Origin of the sequence: Mesorhizobium sp. M1A.F.Ca.IN.022.07.1.1 (assembly GCF_003997575.1) — a bacterium.
Taxonomy (GTDB): domain Bacteria; phylum Pseudomonadota; class Alphaproteobacteria; order Rhizobiales; family Rhizobiaceae; genus Mesorhizobium.
Map to the genome: position 1 here is coordinate 12116 of NZ_RZST01000017.1, position 22571 is coordinate 34686.

The 22571-nt window shown below is 64.2% G+C and carries 22 protein-coding genes; 9 read left to right on the forward strand and 13 right to left on the reverse strand.

Annotation, left to right across the window (positions count from 1 at the left end):
- The first annotated feature begins 54 nt into the window (after positions 1-54).
- Positions 55-1497, forward strand: a complete 1443-nt coding sequence (locus EOA75_RS04155; protein ID WP_095801956.1) for an MFS transporter — start codon at positions 55-57, stop codon at positions 1495-1497.
- A gap of 29 nt (positions 1498-1526) precedes the next feature.
- On the opposite strand, the gene EOA75_RS04160 is transcribed toward EOA75_RS04155, so the two are convergent.
- Complete coding sequence (locus EOA75_RS04160; protein ID WP_095801957.1) at positions 1527-2231, reverse strand: nitroreductase; 705 nt, start codon at positions 2229-2231, stop codon at positions 1527-1529.
- A gap of 235 nt (positions 2232-2466) precedes the next feature.
- On the opposite strand from EOA75_RS04160, the gene EOA75_RS04165 reads away from it, so the two are divergent.
- The 5 genes from EOA75_RS04165 (at position 2467) to EOA75_RS04185 (ending at position 10135) form a co-directional block, all read left to right on the forward strand.
- Positions 2467-3054, forward strand: a complete 588-nt coding sequence (locus tag EOA75_RS04165) for an XRE family transcriptional regulator (RefSeq protein WP_197507521.1) — start codon at positions 2467-2469, stop codon at positions 3052-3054.
- Positions 3055-3160: 106 nt separating this feature from the next.
- A complete protein-coding gene (locus EOA75_RS04170; protein WP_127323697.1) occupies positions 3161-5614 on the forward strand; it encodes an FAD-dependent oxidoreductase in 2454 nt (817 codons plus the stop codon).
- The gene (locus EOA75_RS04175; protein ID WP_127323698.1) at positions 5611-6510 is read left to right on the forward strand and encodes a homocysteine S-methyltransferase family protein; all 900 of its coding nucleotides are present in this window, start codon (positions 5611-5613) and stop codon (positions 6508-6510) included. Before EOA75_RS04170 ends, EOA75_RS04175 begins: the two co-directional genes overlap by 4 nt.
- Positions 6510-7691 carry a pyridoxal phosphate-dependent aminotransferase gene (locus EOA75_RS04180; protein ID WP_127323699.1) on the forward strand — a complete coding sequence of 394 codons (1182 nt, stop codon included), beginning with the start codon at positions 6510-6512 and terminating at the stop codon, positions 7689-7691. Before EOA75_RS04175 ends, EOA75_RS04180 begins: the two co-directional genes overlap by 1 nt.
- The gene (locus EOA75_RS04185) at positions 7688-10135 is read left to right on the forward strand and encodes an FAD-dependent oxidoreductase (RefSeq protein WP_127323700.1); all 2448 of its coding nucleotides are present in this window, start codon (positions 7688-7690) and stop codon (positions 10133-10135) included. Before EOA75_RS04180 ends, EOA75_RS04185 begins: the two co-directional genes overlap by 4 nt.
- A 139-nt stretch (positions 10136-10274) precedes the next feature.
- Here the strand turns inward: EOA75_RS04185 and EOA75_RS04190 are convergent, their stop codons facing one another.
- The 7 genes from EOA75_RS04190 to EOA75_RS04220 all read right to left on the reverse strand — a co-directional run bounded on the left by EOA75_RS04190 (position 10275) and on the right by EOA75_RS04220 (position 16958).
- Positions 10275-10862 carry an NAD(P)H-dependent oxidoreductase gene (locus EOA75_RS04190; protein ID WP_067329249.1) on the reverse strand — a complete coding sequence of 196 codons (588 nt, stop codon included), beginning with the start codon at positions 10860-10862 and terminating at the stop codon, positions 10275-10277.
- A complete protein-coding gene (locus tag EOA75_RS04195; protein WP_067329247.1) occupies positions 10862-11443 on the reverse strand; it encodes an NAD(P)H-dependent oxidoreductase in 582 nt (193 codons plus the stop codon). Before EOA75_RS04195 ends, EOA75_RS04190 begins: the two co-directional genes overlap by 1 nt.
- Before the next feature lie 127 nt (positions 11444-11570).
- Entirely contained in the window at positions 11571-12968 is a 1398-nt protein-coding gene (locus EOA75_RS04200) for an FAD-binding oxidoreductase (RefSeq protein WP_095801962.1), read from the reverse strand.
- Between the two features lie 2 nt (positions 12969-12970).
- Positions 12971-14269: a cytosine deaminase gene (locus tag EOA75_RS04205; RefSeq protein ID WP_127323704.1), complete on the reverse strand. Its 1299-nt coding sequence runs from the start codon at positions 14267-14269 to the stop codon at positions 12971-12973.
- 12 nt (positions 14270-14281) lie between these two features.
- Positions 14282-15133 carry an ABC transporter permease gene (locus EOA75_RS04210; protein WP_127239510.1) on the reverse strand — a complete coding sequence of 284 codons (852 nt, stop codon included), beginning with the start codon at positions 15131-15133 and terminating at the stop codon, positions 14282-14284.
- Entirely contained in the window at positions 15120-15938 is an 819-nt protein-coding gene (locus tag EOA75_RS04215; RefSeq protein ID WP_127323701.1) for an ABC transporter ATP-binding protein, read from the reverse strand. Before EOA75_RS04215 ends, EOA75_RS04210 begins: the two co-directional genes overlap by 14 nt.
- Positions 15939-15953: 15 nt before the next feature.
- Positions 15954-16958 (reverse strand): ABC transporter substrate-binding protein, encoded by a 1005-nt coding sequence (locus EOA75_RS04220; protein ID WP_067329238.1) that lies wholly within the window; start codon positions 16956-16958, stop codon positions 15954-15956.
- A gap of 254 nt (positions 16959-17212) precedes the next feature.
- Here EOA75_RS04220 and EOA75_RS04225 point away from each other — a divergent pair, with 254 nt between their 5' ends.
- Together EOA75_RS04225 and EOA75_RS04230 are read left to right on the forward strand one after the other, a co-directional pair.
- Complete coding sequence (locus EOA75_RS04225; RefSeq protein WP_067329236.1) at positions 17213-17596, forward strand: RidA family protein; 384 nt, start codon at positions 17213-17215, stop codon at positions 17594-17596.
- A 66-nt stretch (positions 17597-17662) separates the two neighbouring features.
- Entirely contained in the window at positions 17663-18460 is a 798-nt protein-coding gene (locus EOA75_RS04230) for a creatininase family protein (protein WP_127216887.1), read from the forward strand.
- A gap of 15 nt (positions 18461-18475) precedes the next feature.
- Here EOA75_RS04230 and EOA75_RS04235 read toward each other — a convergent pair whose 3' ends face one another.
- Positions 18476-18985: a tyrosine phosphatase family protein gene (locus EOA75_RS04235; RefSeq protein ID WP_067329232.1), complete on the reverse strand. Its 510-nt coding sequence runs from the start codon at positions 18983-18985 to the stop codon at positions 18476-18478.
- Between the two features lie 2 nt (positions 18986-18987).
- Entirely contained in the window at positions 18988-20037 is a 1050-nt protein-coding gene (cobD, locus tag EOA75_RS04240) for a threonine-phosphate decarboxylase CobD (RefSeq protein ID WP_127323702.1), read from the reverse strand.
- Here cobD and cbiB point away from each other — a divergent pair.
- Positions 20036-21025 carry an adenosylcobinamide-phosphate synthase CbiB gene (gene cbiB / locus EOA75_RS04245; protein ID WP_127215865.1) on the forward strand — a complete coding sequence of 330 codons (990 nt, stop codon included), beginning with the start codon at positions 20036-20038 and terminating at the stop codon, positions 21023-21025. The two genes, cobD and cbiB, sit on opposite strands and share 2 nt — an antisense overlap.
- Positions 21026-21031: 6 nt before the next feature.
- Here cbiB and cobO read toward each other — a convergent pair whose 3' ends face one another.
- The 3 genes from cobO to EOA75_RS04260 all read right to left on the reverse strand — a co-directional run.
- Positions 21032-21661, reverse strand: coding sequence for a cob(I)yrinic acid a,c-diamide adenosyltransferase (cobO, locus tag EOA75_RS04250; protein WP_066999565.1), 630 nt, complete (start codon positions 21659-21661; stop codon positions 21032-21034).
- Between the two features lies 1 nt (position 21662).
- Positions 21663-22184, reverse strand: coding sequence for a bifunctional adenosylcobinamide kinase/adenosylcobinamide-phosphate guanylyltransferase (cobU, locus tag EOA75_RS04255; protein WP_095829790.1), 522 nt, complete (start codon positions 22182-22184; stop codon positions 21663-21665).
- The coding region (locus tag EOA75_RS04260; protein WP_206516964.1) for a CbtA family protein at positions 22177-22571 on the reverse strand (395 nt) is incomplete at its 5' end. The genes EOA75_RS04260 and cobU, both read right to left, overlap by 8 nt.

Sequence of the window (22571 nt, forward strand, 5' to 3'; positions counted from 1 at the left end):
ATAAGGAACGCGGCTCTCGGAGCCCTCAGGCAACCGGTTCGACAACATCCTTCCATGACCGCAGAGACTACGGCGACAGCCACGACCCGCTTTGCTCCGGCGGGTGACCCGTCGCTGCTGTTGCCGGCGACCGTCGCCTTCGGCGTGTTCATGACCAGCCTCGACCAGAATGTCATTGTGACCGCGCTGCCCGGCATCGGCGAAAGCCTGGGCCGCCCGCCGAGCCAGCTCGGGCTTTTGATCACCGTCTATGTCGCGAGCCTCATCGTCACGATGCCGCTCGGCGGCTGGCTGGCCGACCGCTTCGGCCTGCGCAACGTCTATTGCTTTGCGCTGCTGGTCTTCGCCAGCGCCTCGGGCCTGTGCGGCCTGTCGGAAAACATCTGGATGCTGGTCGGCTCGCGCGCGCTGCAGGGCTTCGGCGGTGCGCTGATGGGCACCCTCGGTCAGGTCGTAATCCTGTCGAGCTTTCCGCGCGACCGCACGCTCAGGATCAACATGTATATTTCGCTCGCCGGCCAGTCCGGCCCGCTGGTCGGGCCCCTCGTCGGTGGCGCGCTGACCACTTACGTCTCGTGGCGGTGGATCTTCTACATCAACATACCGATCGCGCTGACGGCCGCGTTGCTCGCGGCCTCGCTGTTCCCCACGACCACCAAGCCGGTCCGCACGCCCTTCGATTTTCCCGGCTTCCTGCTAGTCGGCGGCGGCATGGCGCTGCTCGTCTTCGGCATGGATTCGCTTGCCGCGAAGGACGTCGCCGCCAGCATCATCGGCGTCGAGCTCGGCCTGGCAATCGCCATCCTCACTGTCGCGGCCTTCTATTGTCTGGGGGCCCGCAATCCGTTGCTCGACCTCAATCTGCTGCGCATCCGCACCTTCCGCATCAGCTTTCTGACCGGCGGCGGGCTCGACACGATAGGGCTAAGCTCCGTTGTCTTCCTGCTGCCGCTGATGTTCCAGCTCGGCTTCGGCATGAGCGCGGTGCAGGCCGGATCGCTGACCTTCGTCGCGGCGATCGGCTCGCTGCTGATGCGCTTCTTCATGCCGCGCATCTTGAACCGCTTCGGCTTCAAGCGGGTTCTGATCGTCAACACGCCGATCGCCGCCCTGCTGGTCGCCGGTTTTGCCTTGATGCAGGAAAGCACGCCTACCTGCATCGTGCTTGCCTACATCTTCGCCTTCGGCCTTTTCCGTTCGGTGCAGTGGGCCTCGACCGGCAACCTCGCCTACTCGGACATCGCGCCCGAGCAGCTCTCGCGCTTCAGCGCCCTGTACTACATCCTTTGGCAGCTGGCGGTGGCAATCAGCGTCGGTCTGGCCGCTGCCATGCTCTCGCTGCTCGCCGGCGGCGGCCAGGCGAGCGTCAACGACTACCGGCTCCTGTTCGTTGTCGAAGGCTTGATCACGCTTTGCGCGCTGCTCGCCTATTTCAGGCTCACCCCGCAGGACGGTGCCCATGTCAGCGGCCATGGCGGGCATATCGGCACGGATTAGCACATCGGGCTGCGATCCGCGCCGGAGAGCTATGTCGCGAACGTCACCCAGTCTTCGAGCGGCGCGCGGTCGGTGCGGAATTCGTTCTCGGGCTTGGACGTGTCCTCATAACCAAGCGCCATGCCGCAGACCACGATCTCCTCGTCTGGTATGTCGAGCACCGGGCGGATCTGCCGGTGATAGGGCGCGAAAGCCGCCTGCGGACAGGTATGCAGGCCCCTGCCCCGTGCCGCGACCATGATGTTCTGCAGAAACATGCCGTAGTCGATCCACGAGCCCTTGTTCAGCCGCCGGTCGACCGTGAAGATCAGGCCGACCGGCGCGTCGAAGAAGACGAAGTTGCGGTCGTGCTGCGCCCGCATCCTGTCGACTTCGCGCCGGCCGATGCCGATCGCGCCGTAGAGACCGAAACCGTTGGCGCGACGCCGGCTGAGATAGGGCTCGAAGAACTGGTCGGGATAGTAACGGTACTCGTCCCATTCGGCCTTTTCGGCGCGGATGCCCGAATTGAGGATGGCGTCGCTGATGCGCCGCTTCACCTCGCCCTTGGTCACATAGACACGCCAGGGCTGCATGTTGGTGCCCGAGGGTGCCCTTGCCGCGACCGTCAGGATGGCGCGGATTGTGCTGTCGTCGACCATGTCGGGCAAAAACGCGCGCACCGACCGGCGCGACATGATCGCCTCATCGACGATCGCTGCGTCGAGCGTGCTCCGGTCATTCTTCTCCAGCATGGGCCGTCCCTTCACGCATGGCTGGACCCGGCAACCCGATTCCCGCAACGACCATAGGCAGACACAAATAACTAACTGGTCCTCGACCGGACGCCCCACTCGCGATTCGATGGCGAGGCTTTGCATCAACCGCCAAAATGGCGCAAGCAAATCTTGCGTTGCATGAAAATTCACTTGATTTTTTCATGCACTTGCTTTCTCATGAAATTTGAGCAGATTTTTTCACGAGGAGCGGGTGACCTCGACCGCCATCAGATCGGAGCAGGACAATGGCGAGCGGCTGCTGGCCGGCGACATTCGTGCGCTGCGCAAGGCCCGCGGGTTGACGCTTGCCGAGATTGCTCTGAAGCTCGACCGCTCAGTAGGCTGGGTCAGCCAGGTCGAGCGCGGCTTGTCGATCCCTTCGCTTGGTGACCTGCGGGCCTTCGCCGAACTCTTCGGCGTGCCGCTCAGCCTCTTCTTCAGCCATGACGTGCCTGCCGAAGAGGAGCGCGGCGTGGTTGTGCGCGCCGGCAGCCGCCGCTCGCTTGGCACAAGCGAATCGGGCCTCGTGGAGGAGCTTCTGTCGCCCGATCTTGGCGGTAGCTTCGAGATGCTGCGCTCGGTCTTCGCGCCGGGCGCGGAATTGAAGACCGAAGCGCGCCGCCCGACCGAGGAAGCGGGCTACGTCGCGTCGGGCACTTTCGAGCTCGAGATCGGCGGCGTCTGGCATCGGCTCAGCGAAGGCGACTCGTTCCGCTTCGAAGGCATGCCGTTCCGCTGGCGCAATCCTGGCGCCGACCCGGCGGTCGTCATCTGGGTGGTTTCGCCACCGGTGTACTGAACCAATGCATGCCGCCCAAAACTGTGCCGCGGTTTTTGGGACAAGGCCTGCATGAAACAAAGAATCAAAAGCGCGTCCTGACGCGCTTTGGACGTTGGAGGAGAACATGGCCGGTTTGCCGACCACGGCACGCGTGGTGATCATCGGAGGCGGTGTCGTTGGCGCCTCCTCACTTTACCACCTTTGCAAGGCGGGCTGGACCGACTGCGTGCTCTTGGAAAAGAACGAGCTGACCTCCGGCTCGACTTGGCACGCGGCCGGCAACGTGCCGACCTTCTCGTCGTCCTGGTCGCTGATGAACATGCAGCGCTATTCTACCGAGCTCTACCGGGGCCTCGCCGACGCGGTCGACTATCCGATGAACTACCATGTCACCGGCTCGTTGCGGCTCGCCCACACCAAGGAGCGCATGCAGGAGTTCCAGCGCGCCAAAGGCATGGGCCGCTATCAAGGCATGGACATCGACCTCGTCGGCCTCGACGAGATCAAGCGCCGTTACCCCTTCATCGAGACGCATGAGCTGAAAGGCGCGCTCTACGACCCGAGCGACGGCGACATCGATCCCGCGCAATTGACGCAGGCGCTTGCCAAGGGTGCGCGCGACATGGGCGCGAAAATCATCCGCTTCTGCCCGGTCACCGGCGTTCGCCGCGAAAACGGCGAATGGGTGGTGGCGACGCCGCAGGGCGAGATCCGCTGCGAGATCGTGATCAATGCCGCCGGCTATCGCGCCGCCGAAGTTGGAAAAATGTTCGGCCGCGAAGTGCCGATGATGGTGATGAGCCATCAATATATCCTGTTCGAGGAAATCCCCGAGCTGGCCGCATGGACCAAGGAACAGGGCAAGAAACTGCCGTTGCTGCGCGACGTCGACACCTCCTACTACCTGCGCCAGGAAAAGACCGGCATGAATCTCGGTCCCTATGAGCGCAATTGCCGCGCGCATTGGGTCGGCCACAACGATCCGATGCCGGAGGATTTTTCCTTCCAGCTTTTCCCGGACGATCTCGACCGTCTCGAGCATTACCTTGCCGACGCCGTTGCCCGTGTGCCGATCCTCGGCACCGCAGGCCTTTCCAAGGTGATCAACGGGCCGATACCTTACGCGCCGGATGGCAATCCGCTGATCGGTCCGATGCCCGGCGTGCCGAATGCTTTCGAGGCCTGCGTCTTCACCTTCGGCATTGCGCAAGGTGGCGGCGCCGGCAAGGTGCTGGCCGAATGGGTGACCGAGGGCCAGACCGAATGGGACATGTGGTCCTGCGATCCGCGCCGCTTCACCGCCTTTGCTTCGGCACCCGACTATTGCGTTGCCAAGGGCATGGAGATCTACGGCAACGAATACGCCATCCAGTTCCCGCGCCACGCCTGGCCGGCCGGCCGCGACCGCAAGCACTCGCCGCTGCATGAGCGCGTCAAAGCGCGGGGTGGCCAGTTCGACGCTTATAACGGCTGGGAGCGCGCCACCTGGTACGCGCAACCGGGCGACGACATTTCGGAAGAATCAACGCTGACTTTCCGCCGCGACGGGCCATGGCAGCAGCGCGTTCGCGAGGAATGCCTGGCTGTGCGCGACGCAGCCGGCATCCTCGACCTGCCCGGCTTCTCGCGTTTCAACCTCGAAGGTCCGGGCGCCGCCGAATGGCTGGCCCTGCAGGTCACCGGCCTCGTGCCGAAGCCCGGCCGCATCGGCCTGGTTTATTTCGCGGACGATAAGGGCCGCATCGTTACCGAAATGTCGGTCGTGCGCCATGGCGAGGACCAGATGACGCTAATCACCGCGGCCGTCGCGCAGTGGCACGACTTCGAATGGTTGAAGTCGCGCATGCCGGCCGATGCGGCCTTCAGGCTGACCGATCGCACGGAGGAATACTCAACCCAGATTCTCGCCGGCCCGAACTCGCGCGCTATTCTTGCTGACGTCTGCGACGCCGATCTTTCCCTGCCTTGGCTGACGCATCAGGAGACGACCATCGCCGGCCGCTGGGCGAAGCTGGTGCGCGTCTCCTTCGCCGGCGAGCTCGGTTGGGAGATCCACACCAAGGTCGCGGACACGGCTACCGTCTTCGACGCGGTCTGGGCCGCCGGCCAGAGGCATGGCCTAAAGCCCTTCGGCATGTACGCGCTGGATTCGCTTCGGCTGGAAAAAGGCTACCGCGCCTGGAAAGGCGACCTCTCGACCGACTATTCGATCCTGCAGGGCGGGCTCGAACGCTTCGTCAAATGGGACAAGCCCGACTTCCGCGGCAAGGCGGCGCTGCTCAACGAAAGGCAGCAGGGCGTGAAGAAGCGCTTCGTCACGCTGGTCGTAGAAAGCCCCAGCGATTGCGACGCGCCCTATATGTCGACGCTCTGGTATGACGGCAAGATTGTCGGCGAGACGACGTCGGGCGGCTGGGGCCATCGCGTCGACAAGTCGATCGCGCTCGGCATGCTGCGTTCCGACCTGACCGAGCCCGGCACGGCGGTCGAGGTCGAAATCTTCGGCGACCGTTTCAAGGCGGTGGTGCAGAAGGACGAGCCGTTGTGGGATCCGAAGAACGAAAGGTTGAGAGCATGACATCCGTCATTCTTACCGATGGCGGCATGGGCCAGGAGCTGGTCCGTCGCAGTCAGTCCGAACCGACGCCTTTGTGGTCGGCCAGAGTGCTGATCGACGAACCGGAACTGGTGTGCGACCTGCATGCGGAATTCATCCGTGCCGGCGCTCGCGTCATCACCATCAACACCTATTCGGCCACGCCCGAGCGCCTGGCGCGTGAGGGCGCGGAAGAGCTGTTTAAGCCTCTGCAGAAGTGCGGCCTCGAGCTCGCCCGGCAGGCGTGCGACGAAGCGGGTGAAGCCGCCATCGCCGGCTGCCTCTCGCCTCTCTTCGGCAGCTACGCGCCGGCGCTGACCATCTCCTTCGAGGAGACGCTCGGCATCTACCGCCGCATCGTCGCCGAGCAGGCAGAAGGCGTCGATCTATTCCTGTGCGAGACCATGGCTTCCGCCGAAGAGGCTCGCGCGGCGGTTACCGCGGCATGCGAGAGCGGCAAGCCGGTCTGGGTATCCTGGACTCTCGCCGACCACGGCACGCCCCGCCTGCGCAGCGGCGAGAGCATTGCCGCCGCGGCTAGCGCCCTCGGCGATCTGCCGGTGGCGGCACGGCTGCTCAACTGCTGCCGGCCCGAAGCCATTGCCGCCGCATTGCCGGAACTGCTGGCCCTCGGCGGTCCGGTTGGCGCTTATGCCAATGGCTTCACCTCGGTCGAGGCGCTCAAGCATGGCGGCACGGTCGACGTGCTGCACGCGCGCCATGATCTCGATCCGCACGCCTATGCCGACCAGGCGATGGGCTGGGTCGAGACTGGCGCCAGCATTGTAGGCGGCTGTTGCGAAGTCGGGCCGGCTCACATCGCTGCGCTACGCGACCGGCTCATTGAGGCCGGCCATCACATCTCGGGAGTAGCCTGATGCCAAAACCATCAAAGCGCATTACCGGCATCGTGCCATCGGGCAAGGATGGCTGGGAAGTCCACTTCGCCGCCTGGACCCGCAGGGCAGCCGGCGAGGACATCATCGTGCTCTCGGTCGGCGACCATGATTTCGACACGCCGCCGCAAACGATCGAGGCCTGCGTCAACGCCGTCCGCGGCAGCAACCACCACTACACGCCGCTTTCCGGGCTGCCGCGCCTGCGCAAGGCCATGGCAGCTGCCTCCACCGCCTGCACCGGCGTCCTGACGGAACCCGACGAGGTCATCGCCACGGCCGGCGGTCAGGGCGCGCTCTACGCCGCCGTGCAGGGTGTGCTCGACCCCGGCGATCACGCCATCGTCGTCGCGCCTTATTATGCCACCTACCCCAACACCTTCAGCGCCGCCGGCGCCAGCTTCACCGTGGTCGAGACGCCGGCCGAGGACGGTTTTCAGCCGCGCGCCGACAGGATCCGCGCGGCGCTCAGGCCCAACACGCGCGCCATCCTGATCAACACCCCGAACAACCCGACAGGCGCAGTCTATTCGCGCGAACGGCTCGAGCAATTGGCCGAAATCTGCAAGGAGCACGATCTCTGGCTGCTGTCCGACGAGGTCTACTGGACGCTTGGCGGCGGCGAGCACATCTCGCCGCGCTCGCTGCCCGGCATGTCCGAGCGCACGCTGGTCATCAATTCCATGTCGAAAAGCCACGGCATGACCGGCTGGCGCATGGGCTGGCTCACCGGCCCGAAGGCGATGATCGCGCTGATGACCGATCTCAACCTGGTGACCACCTACGGCCTGCCGGCCTTCATCTCGATTGCCTGCGCCGAGGCGCTTGAAAACCACTACGGCGTGGACGAAATAGCCGAGCGTTACACCGGGCGCCGCGCCGTCTTCCTCGACGCCATTCGCGGCGCAAATGAGGTCACCGTGCGCGGCTCCGAAGGCGGCATGTATGTCATGCTCGACATATCGGCCATCGAGCCCGACGACGAAAAATTCGCCTGGGCGCTGCTCGACAAGGAGAAGATCGGCGTCATGCCTGGCTCCAGCTTCGGCGAGGCCGCCGCCGGCCACATCCGCATCAGCCTCTGCCAGCCTGAACCTGTCCTTCAGGAAGCAGCGCTTCGCGTGCGCCGCTTCGCTTCCAACTACCGCCGCGAGGCCGCATGACCAAAACCATTCCAACCAAAGCTCGCGCGGTCATCATCGGCGGCGGCGTCTCCGGATGCTCGGTCGCCTATCATCTGGCCAAGCTCGGCTGGACCGACATCGTGCTGCTTGAGCGCAAGCAGCTCACCTGCGGCACGACCTGGCACGCCGCCGGCCTGATCGGCCAGTTGCGCGGCTCGCAGAACATGACCCGGCTGGCGAAATACTCGGCCGACCTCTACGTCAAGCTCGAGGCGGAGACCGACGTCGGCACCGGCATGCGCCAGGTCGGCTCGATCACCGTGGCGCTGACCGAGGAACGCAAGCATGAAATTTATAGGCAGGCCTCGCTAGCCCGCGCCTTCGATGTCGACGTGCGCGAGATTTCGCCAACCGAAGTCAAGGAGATGTACCCGCATCTCAACGTCTCCGATGTGGTCGGCGCGGTGCATTTGCCTCTCGACGGCCAGTGCGACCCCGCCAATATCGCCATGGCGCTGGCCAAGGGCGCGCGGCAACGCGGAGCGACGGTTATCGAAAACGTGAAGGTCATCAAGGTCCACACCAGGAACGGCCGCGTCTCCGGTGTCTCCTGGGCTCAGGGCGAGGACCAGGGCACGATCGAGACCGACATCGTCGTCAACTGCGCCGGTATGTGGGCGCGCGAGCTCGGCCGGCAGAACGGCGTCACCATCCCGCTGCACGCCTGCGAGCATTTCTACCTCGTCACCGAGCCCATCCCCGGCCTCACCCGCCTGCCGGTGCTGCGCGTGCCGGACGAGTGCGCCTACTACAAGGAAGACGCCGGCAAGATGATGCTCGGCGCCTTCGAGCCGGTGGCGAAACCCTGGGGCATGGACGGCATCCGCGAGGATTTCTGCTTCGACCAGTTGCCCGAGGACATGGACCATTTCGAGCCGATCCTCGAAATGGGCGTCAACCGTATGCCGATGCTGGGCACGGCCGGCATCCACACCTTCTTCAACGGCCCCGAGAGTTTTACTCCCGACGACCGCTACTATCTCGGCGAGGCGCCGGAACTCTCCGGCTACTGGATGGCGACCGGCTACAATTCGATCGGCATCGTTTCCTCCGGCGGCGCCGGCATGGCCCTGGCGCAGTGGATCAATGACGGCGAGGCGCCTTTCGACCTCTGGGAGGTCGACATCCGCCGCGCCCAGCCCTTCCAGAAGAACCGTCGCTACCTCAAGGAACGCGTCTCCGAAACGCTCGGCCTGCTCTACGCCGATCATTTCCCCTATCGCCAGATGGCTACCTCGCGCGGCGTGCGCCGCTCGCCTCTGCACGAGCATCTGAAGGCTCGTGGCGCCGTCTTCGGCGAGGTGGCCGGCTGGGAGCGCGCCAACTGGTTTGCCCGCGAAGGACAGGAGCGCGAATACCGCTATTCCTGGAAGCGGCAGAACTGGTTCGACAACCAGCGCGAGGAACACCTCGCCGTGCGCAACGGCGTCGGCCTGTTCGACATGACCTCGTTCGGCAAGATCCGCGTTGAAGGCCGCGACGCTTGTGCCTTCCTGCAGCGGCTCTGCGCCAACGACATGGACGTGGAACCGGGCAAGATCGTCTACACGCAGATGCTCAACGCCAAAGGCGGCATCGAGAGCGACCTCACCGTGACGCGGCTGTCCGAGACCGCCTATTTCCTCGTCGTGCCGGGCGCCACCTTGCAGCGTGACCTCGCCTGGCTGAGGCGGCACGTCGCCGACGAATTCGTCGTCATTACCGACGTAACCGCTGCCGAAGCCGTCATCTGCCTGATGGGCCCCGATTCGCGAAAGCTGATCCAGAAGGTGAGCCCCAACGATTTTTCCAACCAGGCCAATCCGTTCGGCACCTTCCAGGAGATCGAGATCGGCATGGGGTTGGCCCGTGCCCATCGCGTTACCTATGTCGGCGAGCTCGGCTGGGAACTCTATGTCTCGACCGATCAGGCCGCCCATGTCTTCGAGGCGATCATTGAAGCCGGCGCCGATGTCGGGCTGAAGCTCTGCGGCCTGCATACTCTGGATTCCTGCCGCATCGAAAAGGCCTTCCGCCATTTCGGCCACGACATCACCGACGAGGACCATGTGCTGGAGGCAGGCCTTGGCTTCGCGGTGAAGACGGCCAAGAGCGACTTCATCGGTCGTGACGCGGTGCTCAGGAAGAAGGAAGCCGGGTTGAGCCGCAGGCTGGTGCAGTTCCGCCTCAAGGACCCGCAGCCCCTGTTATTCCACAACGAAGCAATCCTGCGCGACGGCATGATCGTCGGTCCGATCACCTCGGGCAATTACGGCCACCATCTCGGCGGCGCGATCGGGCTCGGCTATGTGCCCTGCGAGGGCGAGAGCGAGGCTGATGTGCTGGGCTCATCCTACGAGGTCGAGATCGCAGGCGAGCGTTTCGCCGCGGAAGCATCGTTGAGGCCAATGTACGACCCGAAGGCTGAACGGGTGCGGATGTAGCGCAGTGTTCCCTTCTCCCCGTTCAACGGGGAGAAGGTGCCCGAAGGGCGGATGAGGGGCAGCGCCACACCTTTGCGACGCCGCCCCTCATCTGCTGCCGCCGTCTTCTCCTCATTTAACAGGGAGAAGAGAGCTATCCTCAAAAGCTTTCCAGCCTCGCCCTTACCTTCGCCAGAAACGCCGTCCGGCTCTTCGGCGTTGAGGAATCCATCAGGTAGTGCGCCAGGAAGAATGTCTTGCAGCGGGGGGCGCAGATGGCGCGCATGCCGCGCAGGATCGTCTTGCGGCCGGGCTGGCCGACAACGACGCTCCACCACGTCGGCGCGCCACAGGTGGTGATGACGCCGACCTTGGTCACATGGGTCATCAGCGATTGGATCCGGCCTCTGCCGCGCGGCAGCTTGAAGGCGATGTCGGTCGCCCACACGCGATCGAACCAGCCCTTCAGCATCGCCGGCAATCCGTACCACCAGGTGGGGTAGATGAAGAGGATCGCCTCGGCCCATTGCAGATGCTCGAAATGCGGCCTGAGCTCGGGATCCTCAGGCGCGCGCTCGTTGTAGGAGCGCCGCTCTTCGCAGCTCATCACCGGATTGAACTTCTCGGCATAGAGATCGAGCAGCCGCACGTCCCAGCCTCGTCGCGTCAGCACCTCTATCGCCATGTCGCGGATCGCGGCGCAATAGCTCTCCGGCACCGGATGGCAATAGACCACCAGCACGCGCATCAGAATTGATCCATGCTGGCGGCTACCTTCGCCATGAAGGCCTTGCGCGTCTGATCCGTCGAAAGGTTCATCGAATAGTGTGCGAGGTAAGAGACGGAGGCGCCTGGCTTGATGGTGGCCCGCAGCGTGCGCTTCACCATTTTGCGCGGCGGATCGCCCATCAGCATGGCGCGAAAACGACTGCCGCCGTAGGTGGTGATGGCCGCGAGCTTGCGGATGTTGTGCAGCGTCGGCCGAACCTTGCCGTCGACCAGCTTGAACGATACGCCGGGCAGGAAGACGCGGTCGAAGAAGCCCTTCAGGATAGCTGGATAGCCGTAATTCCAGACCGGAAACGACAGCACCAACGCTTCCGCCTTCTGAAGCCTTGCGATGTAACCGGCGACCGCCTCGTTCGGCCCGCGCTGATCGTGGTAGCCGAGCCGCTCTGCGCGCGTCATCCGCGGATCGAAATCCTCGGCATAGAGGTCGCAGTCGTCGATCGTGTGGCCCGCCGCGCCGAGCCGCTCGACGATCGTCCGATGCAGTCCGGCGTTGAAGCTGGTCTCCACCGGATGTGCGTAGAGCACGAGGATGTTCACGGGAGTGGATCCCGCAGGTCAGCTCGACAAACCCCTGTTGTCCCATGCCACATCTCCTCCCTTGTGCGGGAGATGTCGCCAAAGGCGACAGGCCAGAGGAGGGTGCAGCGCCGGGCGCTCATCGCGATCACCTCGCCTTTTGCAGCCCCTTGAACAGGAACGGCTTGCCGGAGCGATAGTCATAGCCCGGATTCTCCCAGGCAATCATCTTGCCGGGGTTGAGCAATCCTTGCGGGTCGGTCTCGCGCTTGAAGGCAAGCTGAACCTCGTCAGTCTGCTTCATGCCGCCCTCTTCCAGCGTGTAGCGATGGGGGTTGAAGATCCAGCAGCCATTGTCCTCGTGGATACGGATGATCTCGTCGAGCCTTTCTTCCGTGGTGAAACGGACCAGCGGCAGCCCGGCGGCGCCGATCGCGCCGTCGAAGCGGATGAATTCGAGATGCGCCGGCACCTCGTCGCCGAAGCGGTCGACCATCGCCTTGACGTGCGCGAGATGGTCCGGCGACGGATAGCGCGCCTGCAGATAGGTGATCGTCGGATCGACTCTTATGGCGCGCAGCGTCGTGTGATTCCAGGTCAGCTCGTAGGCCGGCGGCAATCCCTTGAGGTCGGTCTCCTGGTCGGCCCGGAAGACGATTTCGCCTTTGCTGGCCCGGACGAACGCGAGGAACCCATCCATCGCGTGCGGCGCGATCATGCACACCACGATGCTCTGCTCGCGCCGGAAGAACTTCTGGTGTCGCTTGAAATAATCGTAAGGAATGGGTGCCGCGATCGGCGTGATCAGCTTCGCCAATATGCCGTCCTGCTCGGCGAGGTCGTTGCCGAAGCCCGCTGCACCCATGAAATCGTCGAAGCCGACGATGACATCGACCCAATCGTAGGACGCCGTCAGCGGCATCTCAACCTCGGTGATGATGCCGTTGGTGCCATAGGCATGCATCACCTTGAGCACGTCCTCGCCCGAGAGGTCCATGACGCGCGGCTCCGCCTCCATCGTCACGGTCCGCAGCCGGATGACATTGCCGAGATCGCGCAATCCGCCCCAGCGGATCGAGCCGACGCCGCCAGAGCCGCCTGCGACGAAGCCGCCGATGGAGGCGGTGTTGTAGGTGGAGGGCGACATGCGCAGTTCCTGCGCGGAATGCGCCCGCGCGGCGCGATCGATGTCGGCCAGAACCGCTCCGGGCCCGGTCACCACGCGGCCCGGCGCGATCGCCTTGACTTCGTTCATCTCGGCGAGGTTGAGCACCACGCCGCCCGACAGCGGCATCGCCTGTCCGTAATTGCCGGTGCCGCTGCCGCGCGGTGTGACTGGAACGCCGTGCCGGTGGCAGGCGGCCAAAATGCGGATCACCTCGTCCTCGTTCTTTGGCGTAACGATCAGGTCGCCGGTGACGTGGTCGAGCTGTTGTTTGAGGACGGGGCTGTACCAGTAGAAGTCGCGGCTCTTCTGCTGGACGATGGCCGGATGGTCGTCGATCTTGAGGCCTTCGAGATCGCGCTTCAGCGCTGCGATATCCATCATCACACCATCAATTCGTCGAGTTCAGCATAGTCGGGCAGCCGGCGCTCGATCGCCCTGCCCTCGCGCACCACGATGCGATCCGATTCGGGCCGCGACAGCAATTCGGTCCAGCTGCGTCCCTTGAAGACGATGAAGTCGGCGCTACCGCCGGCGGCGAGAGTGCCGACACCTTCCAGCCGCATCACCTCGGCCGGCGTCGCCGCTATCGCTTTCGGCCAGTCACCGACAGGGTGATCGAAATGCAGGATGCGTGTCGCCATGCGATAGACCTCCAGCATATCGAGGTCGCCATAGCCGTAGAACGGGTCGCGCGTGTTGTCAGAAGCGACAGCCACCTTGATGCCGCATGCCTTCATCTCGTGCAGCAGCGTCACGCCGCGCCAGCGGGGCGTCGTGCCGTTGTTGCGCCGGTCCTGCAGATAGAGGTTGCACATTGGCAGCGACACGACCGCCAGTCCGGCCTTCGCCACCTTGTCCAGCGTGTCGAGAACTTCGAGGTCGGGCTGGCGCGCCAGCGAGCAGCAATGCCCGATCAGGATATTGCCCCCAAAACCGTTCCACAGCGAAGCCTCGGCGATCTTCTTCAGCGAGACGGCCGCGACATCGTCGGTCTCGTCGGCATGGAAATCGAGGTCGAGCCCATGCTTGATGGCTTCAGCGAACACCTTGTCGAGCAGTTCCTCGAGGTCGGGCACCATGTAAGTGACAACGCCGAGCACGCCCTTGGCCGCGGCGACGCGTTTTGCCAGACGCTCGAACCAGGCCTTGTCGCGCACGCCTTCGATGCCAAGCAGACAGGAGGCCTGCAGCTCGATCCGGCCTCGCCATTTTTCCCGCATCGTCTCGAACACCGGCCAGGAAATTTCCTCCTGCGGCGCCACGCTGTCGAGGTGCGTGCGCAAGGCCCTGGTACCGTGCGCGTAAGCTGAGCGCAGCGAGAAATCCATGCGCCTCGCCACGTCCTCCGCGCTCCAGCGAGCGGTGCGATCGGCGGCAGTTGCGTTGAGCGCGCCTATGAAGGTGCCGTCGGGATTTGGCTTGCGCGGCCAGATATGGCCCTTGTCGATATGCGTATGGCAGTCGACGAAGCAGGGCAGCACGATGCGGCCGCCAAGGTCGATTGCGTCGAATGGCGGCTCGGCTTTGCCGTGCGCAATGATGCTAGCAATCTTGCCGTCGGCGACGGCAATGTCGGCGAGCGCAAAACCATCGGCATCGAAGCTTGCGGCAAGACCGGGCGTCAGCGATTGATGAACGCGGACGTTGGCGAGTTGGTAACGACCAGAGGCTGGGATCAACATTCAGGCACCCTAGCGCTCCTGCTTCAGCGCGCTCTCGTGCCAGCGGCGCAGGATGAGATGCGACACCAGCGACAGCACGAGGAAGATCAGGATGCCGGTGAGCGAGATCAGGATCAGCGCCGCGAACAGCCTGGGAGCATTGAGCCGGTAGCCCGCCTCGATGATGCGCGAGGCAAGCCCGGACGATTGCCCCTGCGCGCCGGCGACGAACTCGGCCACCACGGCGCCGATCAGCGACAGGCCGCCGGCGATCTTCAGCCCACCGAGGAAATAGGGCATCGCCGCCGGCAGGCGCAGATAGCGCAATTGCTGCCAGCGGGTCGCGCCGTTGAGCTTGAACAAATCGCGCAGGTTGCGGTCGACCGAGTTCAGCCCGAGCGTGGTGTTGGAGAGGATCGGGAAGAAGGCGACGATCCAGGCACAGAGCAGGAGTTTGGTCGTCTGGTTGTTGATGTAGATGTTGATCAGCGGGAAGATCGCCACGATCGGCGTCACCTGCAGCACGATGGCGAAGGGGAAGAACGACATCTCCACCCATTTCGACTGCGCGAACAGCACCGCCAGCCCGACGCCGCCGATGACGGCAAGCAGCAGGCTGAGGAAGGTGATCCTGAGCGTCACCAGCAGCGAAGAGAACAACAGCCCGGCATCGTCATGCAGCGTCTGCAGGACCACGCCCGGGCGCGGCAGGATGTATTGCGGGATCCCGTTCCAGACGCAGATGCGATCCCACAGCCAGATCGCAAGCACCATGATCGCCAGCGGCAGTACCCATTTGCCGATCCGCTCCAGCCGCTCCTGGCGGACGCGGCGCGCCTCTTCCGGGTCGAGCTTCAGGGCATTGTTTTCAATGGCCGTCATGATGAGGTCCGGCGGTTGAGTTGATGGCATTGACCAGCACGTCCGAGGCCTGCCGGCAGAGCGCCGCATAGTCGGGCGAAGTCCGGAATGCCTCGTCGCGCGGGTAAGGCGCTTCGATTGCAAGCTCGCCGTGGACGCGGCCCGGTCGTGCCGCCATGACGACGACACGGCTGGAGAGGAACACGCTTTCGAAGACGCTGTGGGTGACGAAGACGACGGTAAACCGCTCGTCCTGCCAAAGCTCGAGAAGATCGTTGTTGAGCTTGAAGCGGGTAATCTCGTCGAGCGCCGCGAAGGGCTCGTCCATCAGAAGAATGCGCGGCTTGGTCACCATAGCCCGTGCGATCGAGACACGCATCTTCATGCCGCCGGAAAGCTCGCGCGGCACGGCATTCTCGAAACCGGTGAGGTGCACGCGCGACAGCATTTCCATCACCGCGGGCTTGGCCTCCGCGCGCGATACGCCTTTCAGCCTGAGCGGCAGCCAGACATTGTCGAAGACGCTGGCCCATGGCAGCAGCGTCGGCTCCTGGAAGACGAAGCCGATATTCGAGCGGTCGATCGAGCCGCGCCAGTCGAGCTGACCGGAGGTCGGCGTCGACAGGCCGGCGATCAACCTGAGCGCCGTCGACTTGCCGCAGCCCGAGGGCCCGAGCAGGCTTAGGAAATCGCCTTCGCGGATCGTCAGGTCGACCTTGCTCAGCGCCGTGACGCCGTTGGAAAAGACCTTGCCGACATTGCGTAAGGAAAGCAGCATCGGGCTCTCACCCGATGCCGTTGCCTGCGCCACTTTCTCCTGGATCATCTCAGGCAGGCCGCCTTACTTCTTCAGCTCCCGCCCGACCCCCTTGTTGATGAAGGCGAGCGTATAGGCCTTCTTGATGTCGATGCCCGGCTGCGCGACCTTGGCCTTGACCATCTTGTCGTAGAAGCTCTGGATGCGCGCTTCGGTCATGCCGCCGATACCGAGCTTTTCCGTATCGCCGGAATCGACAATGCCGAACTTCTTCAGCTGTTCGATCGAGAAGGCGATCTGCTCATCCGTCATGTCCGGATTGTCCTTCTTGATCATCTCGTTGGCGGCCTTGTTGTCGCCGTAGAGGTAGTTGTACCAGCCCTTGGCCGAGCCATCGACGAAGCACTGCACCACCTCCGGCCGCTTGTCGATGGTGTCCTGCATCACTTCGATGGTCGTGGCATAAGTATCCCAGCCATTGTCGGCGAGCAGGAACTGGTTCGGCACGAAGCCGCCCTGTTTCTGCACCGCGTAGGGCTCCGACGTGACATAGCCCTGCTGGATCGACTTCTTGTTGGCGATGAAGGGCGCCGGATTGAAGGTGTATGGCACGCGCTTGGCGGCATCGAAGCCGAGATCGGTCACCATCCACTGGAAGAAGGTCTGTGCGCCCTCGTCGCCGAGGATATACTGGTCGGCGTTCTTCAGGTCCTCCCACTTGTCCAGCCCTTCGCCCGGATGGGACATGATGACCTGCGGGTCCTTCTGGAAGTCGGCGGCGACGACGCGCATCGGAATCCCCTGCTGCACGGCGTCGAAGGCCGAGAGCAGGTTGCCGCCCATGTAGAAATCGATCTTGCCGGCCAGCAGCATCGGCCGGCCGCTGACCTGCGGGCCGCCCTGCATGATGGTGACGTCGAGGCCGCAGGCGGCGTAGGTTCCGTCGGCGATCGCCTGGTAGTAGCCGCCATGTTCCGGCTCGGCCAGCCAGTTGGTGCCAAAGGTGACCTTCTCGTTGGCCGCAGCGCCCAGCGTGCTGGCAGCAAGCAGCGCGATCGCACCCGCCAGGATTTTTTCTTTTCCGTACATAAACATCACCCTCTCTTGGCTCCGGCGCGCTGCGCGCTGGGCTCCACTCCATTGGTTCAAGAAGCAAGACACATGCCACCGCCTTGGGCCGCCTGCTTGCGCGGCAGTCATTGCCGAGACCGGACGGGTCATGCTGTACAAATGGCATCGTGCCCATTTTTTGGACGCCTGTCCATAATCGCCCGGGCGGCATGCACCGCATCTTGAAGCTTTCATGAATCCGGCCTTAGTCTGCCTGCCGACAGGAGAATGCCATGCTCAATTATCTCGCCCCCAAGTCGATCAAGCCGCCCTTTGCCCGTTATAGCCATGGCGTTGAAATTCCAGCGGGAAAGCGCCTTGTGCTATGTTCGGGTCAGTTGGGCATCGCGCCGGATGACGCCGTCCCGGAGGATGCCGGCGCGCAGACCGAGCTTTGCTTCAAGAATATTGCCGCAATCTTAAGCGAAGCCGGGCTGACGCTGAACGATGTCGTGCGCATCAACGCCTTCGTCACCGATCGCGCGCATCTGCAGGCCTATATGGACGTTCGCAATCGCCTGTTTTCCGATCCGGCGCCCGCTTCGACGCTGATGATCGTTTCAGGTTTTGCCCGCCCGGAATTCAAGGTCGAGGTGGAGGTTCTGGCAGCAGGCTAGCTGTTGCCCGGAATGCCCAGGCGCTTTAGACCTTCGGGCCGAACAGCAGACCATCGGGAGACGACAGTGACGACAAGACGTGTGTGGTGGGGCGACTATCGGACGACCGAATACGCCTCGATCGACGCGGAAGCGACGATTGCCGTTCTGCCGGTGGCGGCGGTCGAGCAGCATGGCCCTCACCTTCCCGTCTCGACCGACACCTCGATCATGATGGGCATGCTGGAGACGGTGATTGCGCGCCTGCCCGAGGACATCGACATCCGCATCCTGCCGGTGCAGGCGGTGGGCAAGTCGAACGAGCATTTGCATGCGCCGGGAACGCTCACCTTGCCGGCCACCACCCTGGTCGACGCCTGGACCGAGCTTGGCCTCTCGGTCGCCCGCGCCGGGGTCAGAAAGTTGATCGTCGTCAACTCGCATGGCGGCAACGAGGAGATCATGGGCATTGTCACGCGCGAATTGCGCGTGCGCGCAAAGATGCTGGCGGTGAAGACGAGCTGGCAGCGCTTCGGCCGTCCCTCCGGCATGTATACCGAGCTCGAGGACCGTCACGGCATCCATGGCGGCGATGTCGAGACCTCGTTGATGCTGCATTTCCGGCCAGATCTCGTCGATATGGGCAAGGCCGACAACTTCGTCTCCAATGTCGGTCGCGCCGAAAAGGAATTCGCCCTGCTGCGGCACACCGGAACGCACGCCTTCGCCTGGATCGCCAGCGACCTCAATCCGAACGGCGTGGTCGGCGACGCCAGCATCGCCACCGCCGAAAAAGGCCGGCTCACCGCCGAGCATCAGGCCGATGGCTTCATCACCCTGGCCAGGGATGTGCGTAAGGCGAGGCTTGCCGACTGGCTGGCGTAGCGGAACAGTGCGAGCTCAATCTCTAATGCTGAGTTCGAACGGAATCCCTTCAAAGGCATCTGCACCGCGCCCGATTGCTTCGACTGCCGCGATCATCCGGCCTTCTCGCCCAAGCAACATATCCGCAACGGCAATCAGCCTTGGATTGGGCGTCGCTGACGGCGAGAGAAAGCGCAGCGTCTTCGCCAGCTCCGCCTCGTCGCGTTTGGGCGCCAGTGCCGCCGCGATAATATAAGCCGACGCCGTGGATCGGCTGATACCGGCATAGCAGTGCACGACCATCGGTTTGGCCCTGTCCCAGCGATAGGCGAAGTCGAGCAGCGCGCGCACATGCTCCTCGCCCGGCATGGTCATGCCTTCCTGCGCGGCGACGATGTCGTGCATGACGAGATGCAGATGGTTTTCGGCCAGTATCGAGGCCGGACGGATCATCCCGGTGCCGTCGGCGAGCAGCGACAGCAAGCGCTCCGCGCCGGTTCTCGCAACGGTCTCCTCCACCTTCGACAGCGAACAGACATGGATCATCGTCAGCACTCCTTCGGCGCATCGTCGCGCCGCGAGGCCCACGCTGCAAGCGCGCTCTCGAGCCGCTGCCACTCCTCTTCGCTGCCGGGCAGACCGACGCGCAAGGCGTGCGGACGATCGGCAAAATGGCGAACCAAGATACCGCGTTCGCCAAGAGCGGAGAACAGGGAGGCAGCATCGGAGAACGACAAATAGCGGAACAAACTGGTGCCGCCGGCGACCGCGATACCGAATCGGCTGAGCAGCGCGTCGAGGCGCTTGGCATCGGCTGCCAGGCCCTGTCGCATGTCATCCTGCCACTCGGCGTCCGCCAATGCGCGGATTCCGTATTCAAGTGCAGGACCGGCGACAGCCCATGGCCCAAGCTGCGCCTCCAACCGCTCGGCGGTCAGTTGGTCGGCCAGCGCGAAACCAAGCCTGACGCCGGCAAGGCCGAAGAATTTGCCGAAGGAGCGCAGCACCACCATACCACCCTGGCCCACATCGCCGGCCAGACTGTGTTGGACCGGGCCGACATCCATGAAGGCTTCGTCGACCACCAGCAGGCCGCCCTTCGCGCGAAGCCGCGCAGCAAGGCCGACCAGGCGGTCCCTTTCGATCACTCGCCCATCCGGATTGTTCGGGTTGACCAGCACGGCAAGGTCCGCGTCCGCCAAGGCGTCGAAATCGCCCACCTCCACAACCGCGTGGCCTGCAATCGCGGCCACCCTGGCGTGCTCGGCATAGGTTGGACCCAGCACCAGTGCCTTGCCTGGCTTCACCAGCGAAGCGACCCGCGGCAACAAAATCTGCGTGCCGGGCGCGGCCACGACATGCGCCGCCGACCGCGCGCCATACGCCTTGGCCGCAATTTCGGCCAATTCGCGCAGTCGTCCTGGCTCGGGCAATCGTGACAGGGCGGTGGCGGGCAGATCGAAAAGCGGATAGGAGTGCGGATTGATACCTGTCGAGAGGTCAAGGAAAGGCTGCGGCGCATGAGGAAAGAGCGCGCTTGCCCGGCCAAGGCTGCCGCCGTGATCAACCGCTGCAATCGCGCCGCTTAGAAGCTTCATGTCGATCCTGATCGCTTTCCTGTCACTCGCCATCGAACGTGCCGTTGGCTATCCGGACTGGCTGTTCAACGCCATCGGTCATCCGGTAACCTGGATCGGCAGGCTGATATCCTTTCTCGATCGCAGGCTCAACCGCGCCACCGATTCCGACGAATTGCGTCGCCGCCGCGGCGTCCAGGCGCTTCTGGTCATCCTGCTGGTGCCGGCGGCCATCGGCCTGACGCTGCATGTCCTGCTCTGGCTGATCTTTCCGTCCGGCCTGGTCATCGCGGCCATCCTCAGCTCCTCGCTTCTGTCGCAGAAGAGCCTCGCCGAGCATGTCGAGGATGTCGCCGATGCGCTGGAGACCGGTGGCCTGACGCTCGGCCGCATCGCCGTTTCGCGCATCGTCGGCCGCGATCCGGACAAGCTCGACAGGGCGGGCGTTGCCCGCGCCGCGATCGAAAGCCTGGCCGAGAATTTCTCCGATGGCATCGTCGCGCCCGCCATATGGACCGGTGTCGGTGGTTTGGCCGGGGGTGCTGCCTACAAGGCCGCCAACACCGCCGATTCCATGATCGGCCACCGCACGCCGAAATACGAGGCCTTCGGCCGGGCGGCCGCTCGCTTCGACGACCTGGTCAACCTGCCGGCATCGCGGCTCACCGGCCTGCTGATTGTGCTGGCGGCCTTCATCGTCAAGGGCGCCGACCCCCGCAATGCCTGGCAGGTCATGCGGCGTGACGCGAAGAAGCACCGTTCGCCCAATGCCGGCTGGCCGGAAGCCGCCATGGCCGGCGCGCTGGGGCTCGCCCTGGCCGGACCGCGCACTTATGGCGGCGAGGTCGTCGAGGATGCCTTCATGGGCGAAGGCGGCAGGCGCGAGGCCGAAAGCACCGACATAAGGCAGGCGCTGGAACTCTATCGCGTCGCCGACGGGCTGCTGATCGGCCTGTTCGCGATTCTGTCGGCGACGGTGATCTACCTGACCATTTTGATCGGCGGCTAAGGCGCCTCAGAATTCAATCCCCTGCTGCGCCTTCACACCGGCCGCGAAATGGTGCTTGGTCAGCCCCATCTCGGTGACGAGATCGGCGGCCTCCACAAGCAGCGGCTTAGCATTGCGGCCGGTGACGACGACATGCAGGCCCTCGCGACGCGCCTTCAGCGCCGCGACCACCTTTTCCAGCTCGAGATAGTCGTAGCGCAGAGCGATGTTGAGCTCGTCGAGGACCACGAGGCTGATCGACGGGTCGGCAATCAGCTCGAGCGCCCTCGCCCAGGCAGCCTCGGCGGCGGCAATGTCGCGCTTCAGGTCCTGCGTCTCCCAGGTGAAGCCCTCGCCCATCGCGTGCCAGACGACGCGATCGCCAAAGGCGGCGAAGGCATCCTTCTCGCCCGTGTGCCATTTGCCTTTGATGAACTGGACGACGCCGACGCGCTTGCCGTAGCCGAGCATCCTCAGCGCCAGGCCGAACGCAGCCGTGGTCTTGCCCTTGCCCGGCCCCGTATTGACGATCAGCAGTCCCTTCTCGATCGTCTTGCCGGCCACCTCGGCATCCTGCACCGCCTTGCGCTTGGCCATCTTGGCTCGATGGCGTTCGGCATCCTTGTCGTCGATGATCGTGTCTTTGATCTCGCCCATGTCACTTCACCTTGAGCGGCAGCCCCGCCACCATCATCAGCACGCTGTCGGCGACAGCCGCGACCTGCTGATTGAGCCGCCCGGCGGCGTCGCGGAACCGGCGCGCCAGCGCATTGTCCGGCACGATGCCGAGCCCGACTTCGTTAGACACCACAAACCACGGTCCGCGCGGCTGCGAAAGCACATCCGAGAGCCGCCGGCACTCGGCCTCGATATCGTGGTCCGCCAGCATATGATTGCTCAGCCACAATGTCAGGCAATCGATAAGCACCGGCTGGTGATCGGGCAAGGCGTCGAGCGCGCCGACCAGGTCGAGCGGCGCATCGACGGTGACCCAGCCTTTGCCGCGGCGCGAGCGATGCAGCGCGATGCGCTCGCGCATCTCCTCGTCATAGGCCTGCGCGGTGGCGATATAGGCCCAAGGCGACGGGCTTGCCGCCACCAGGCACTCGGCATGCGCGCTCTTGCCGGAGCGCGCACCGCCGATGATGAAGGTCAGATGGCCGTCCGCGCGATCAGGCAAAGCTGTCGCGCAGGCTGGTCGATGTACCGGTGATGCGCCCGCGCACCACACCGACGGCCGCACCGAGCACCAGCCAGAAGACCAGATCGGTGAGGGTCACCGCCACCACGAACTGATGGTGCAGCCCCTCGGGAATCGCCGTCTCGAAGCTGACGGGCTGCGGCGCGCCGACTACGTGCGGAGCGACGATCAGCACGACCGCCAGAATTGCCAAGGGCAGCGACTTGCGAAAGGCGATCAATCCAAGGCCGACCGCGGTTGCGGCCACCGTCGAAATCCACCAGATCTGGCGCGGCAGAAGTTCCGCCGCCGGCATGGCCGGCAGTTCCGGCGGCAGGCCGAGGCCGGGCGCGAGCGTGAAAACCGCAAAACCGGCAAGGCCCCAGA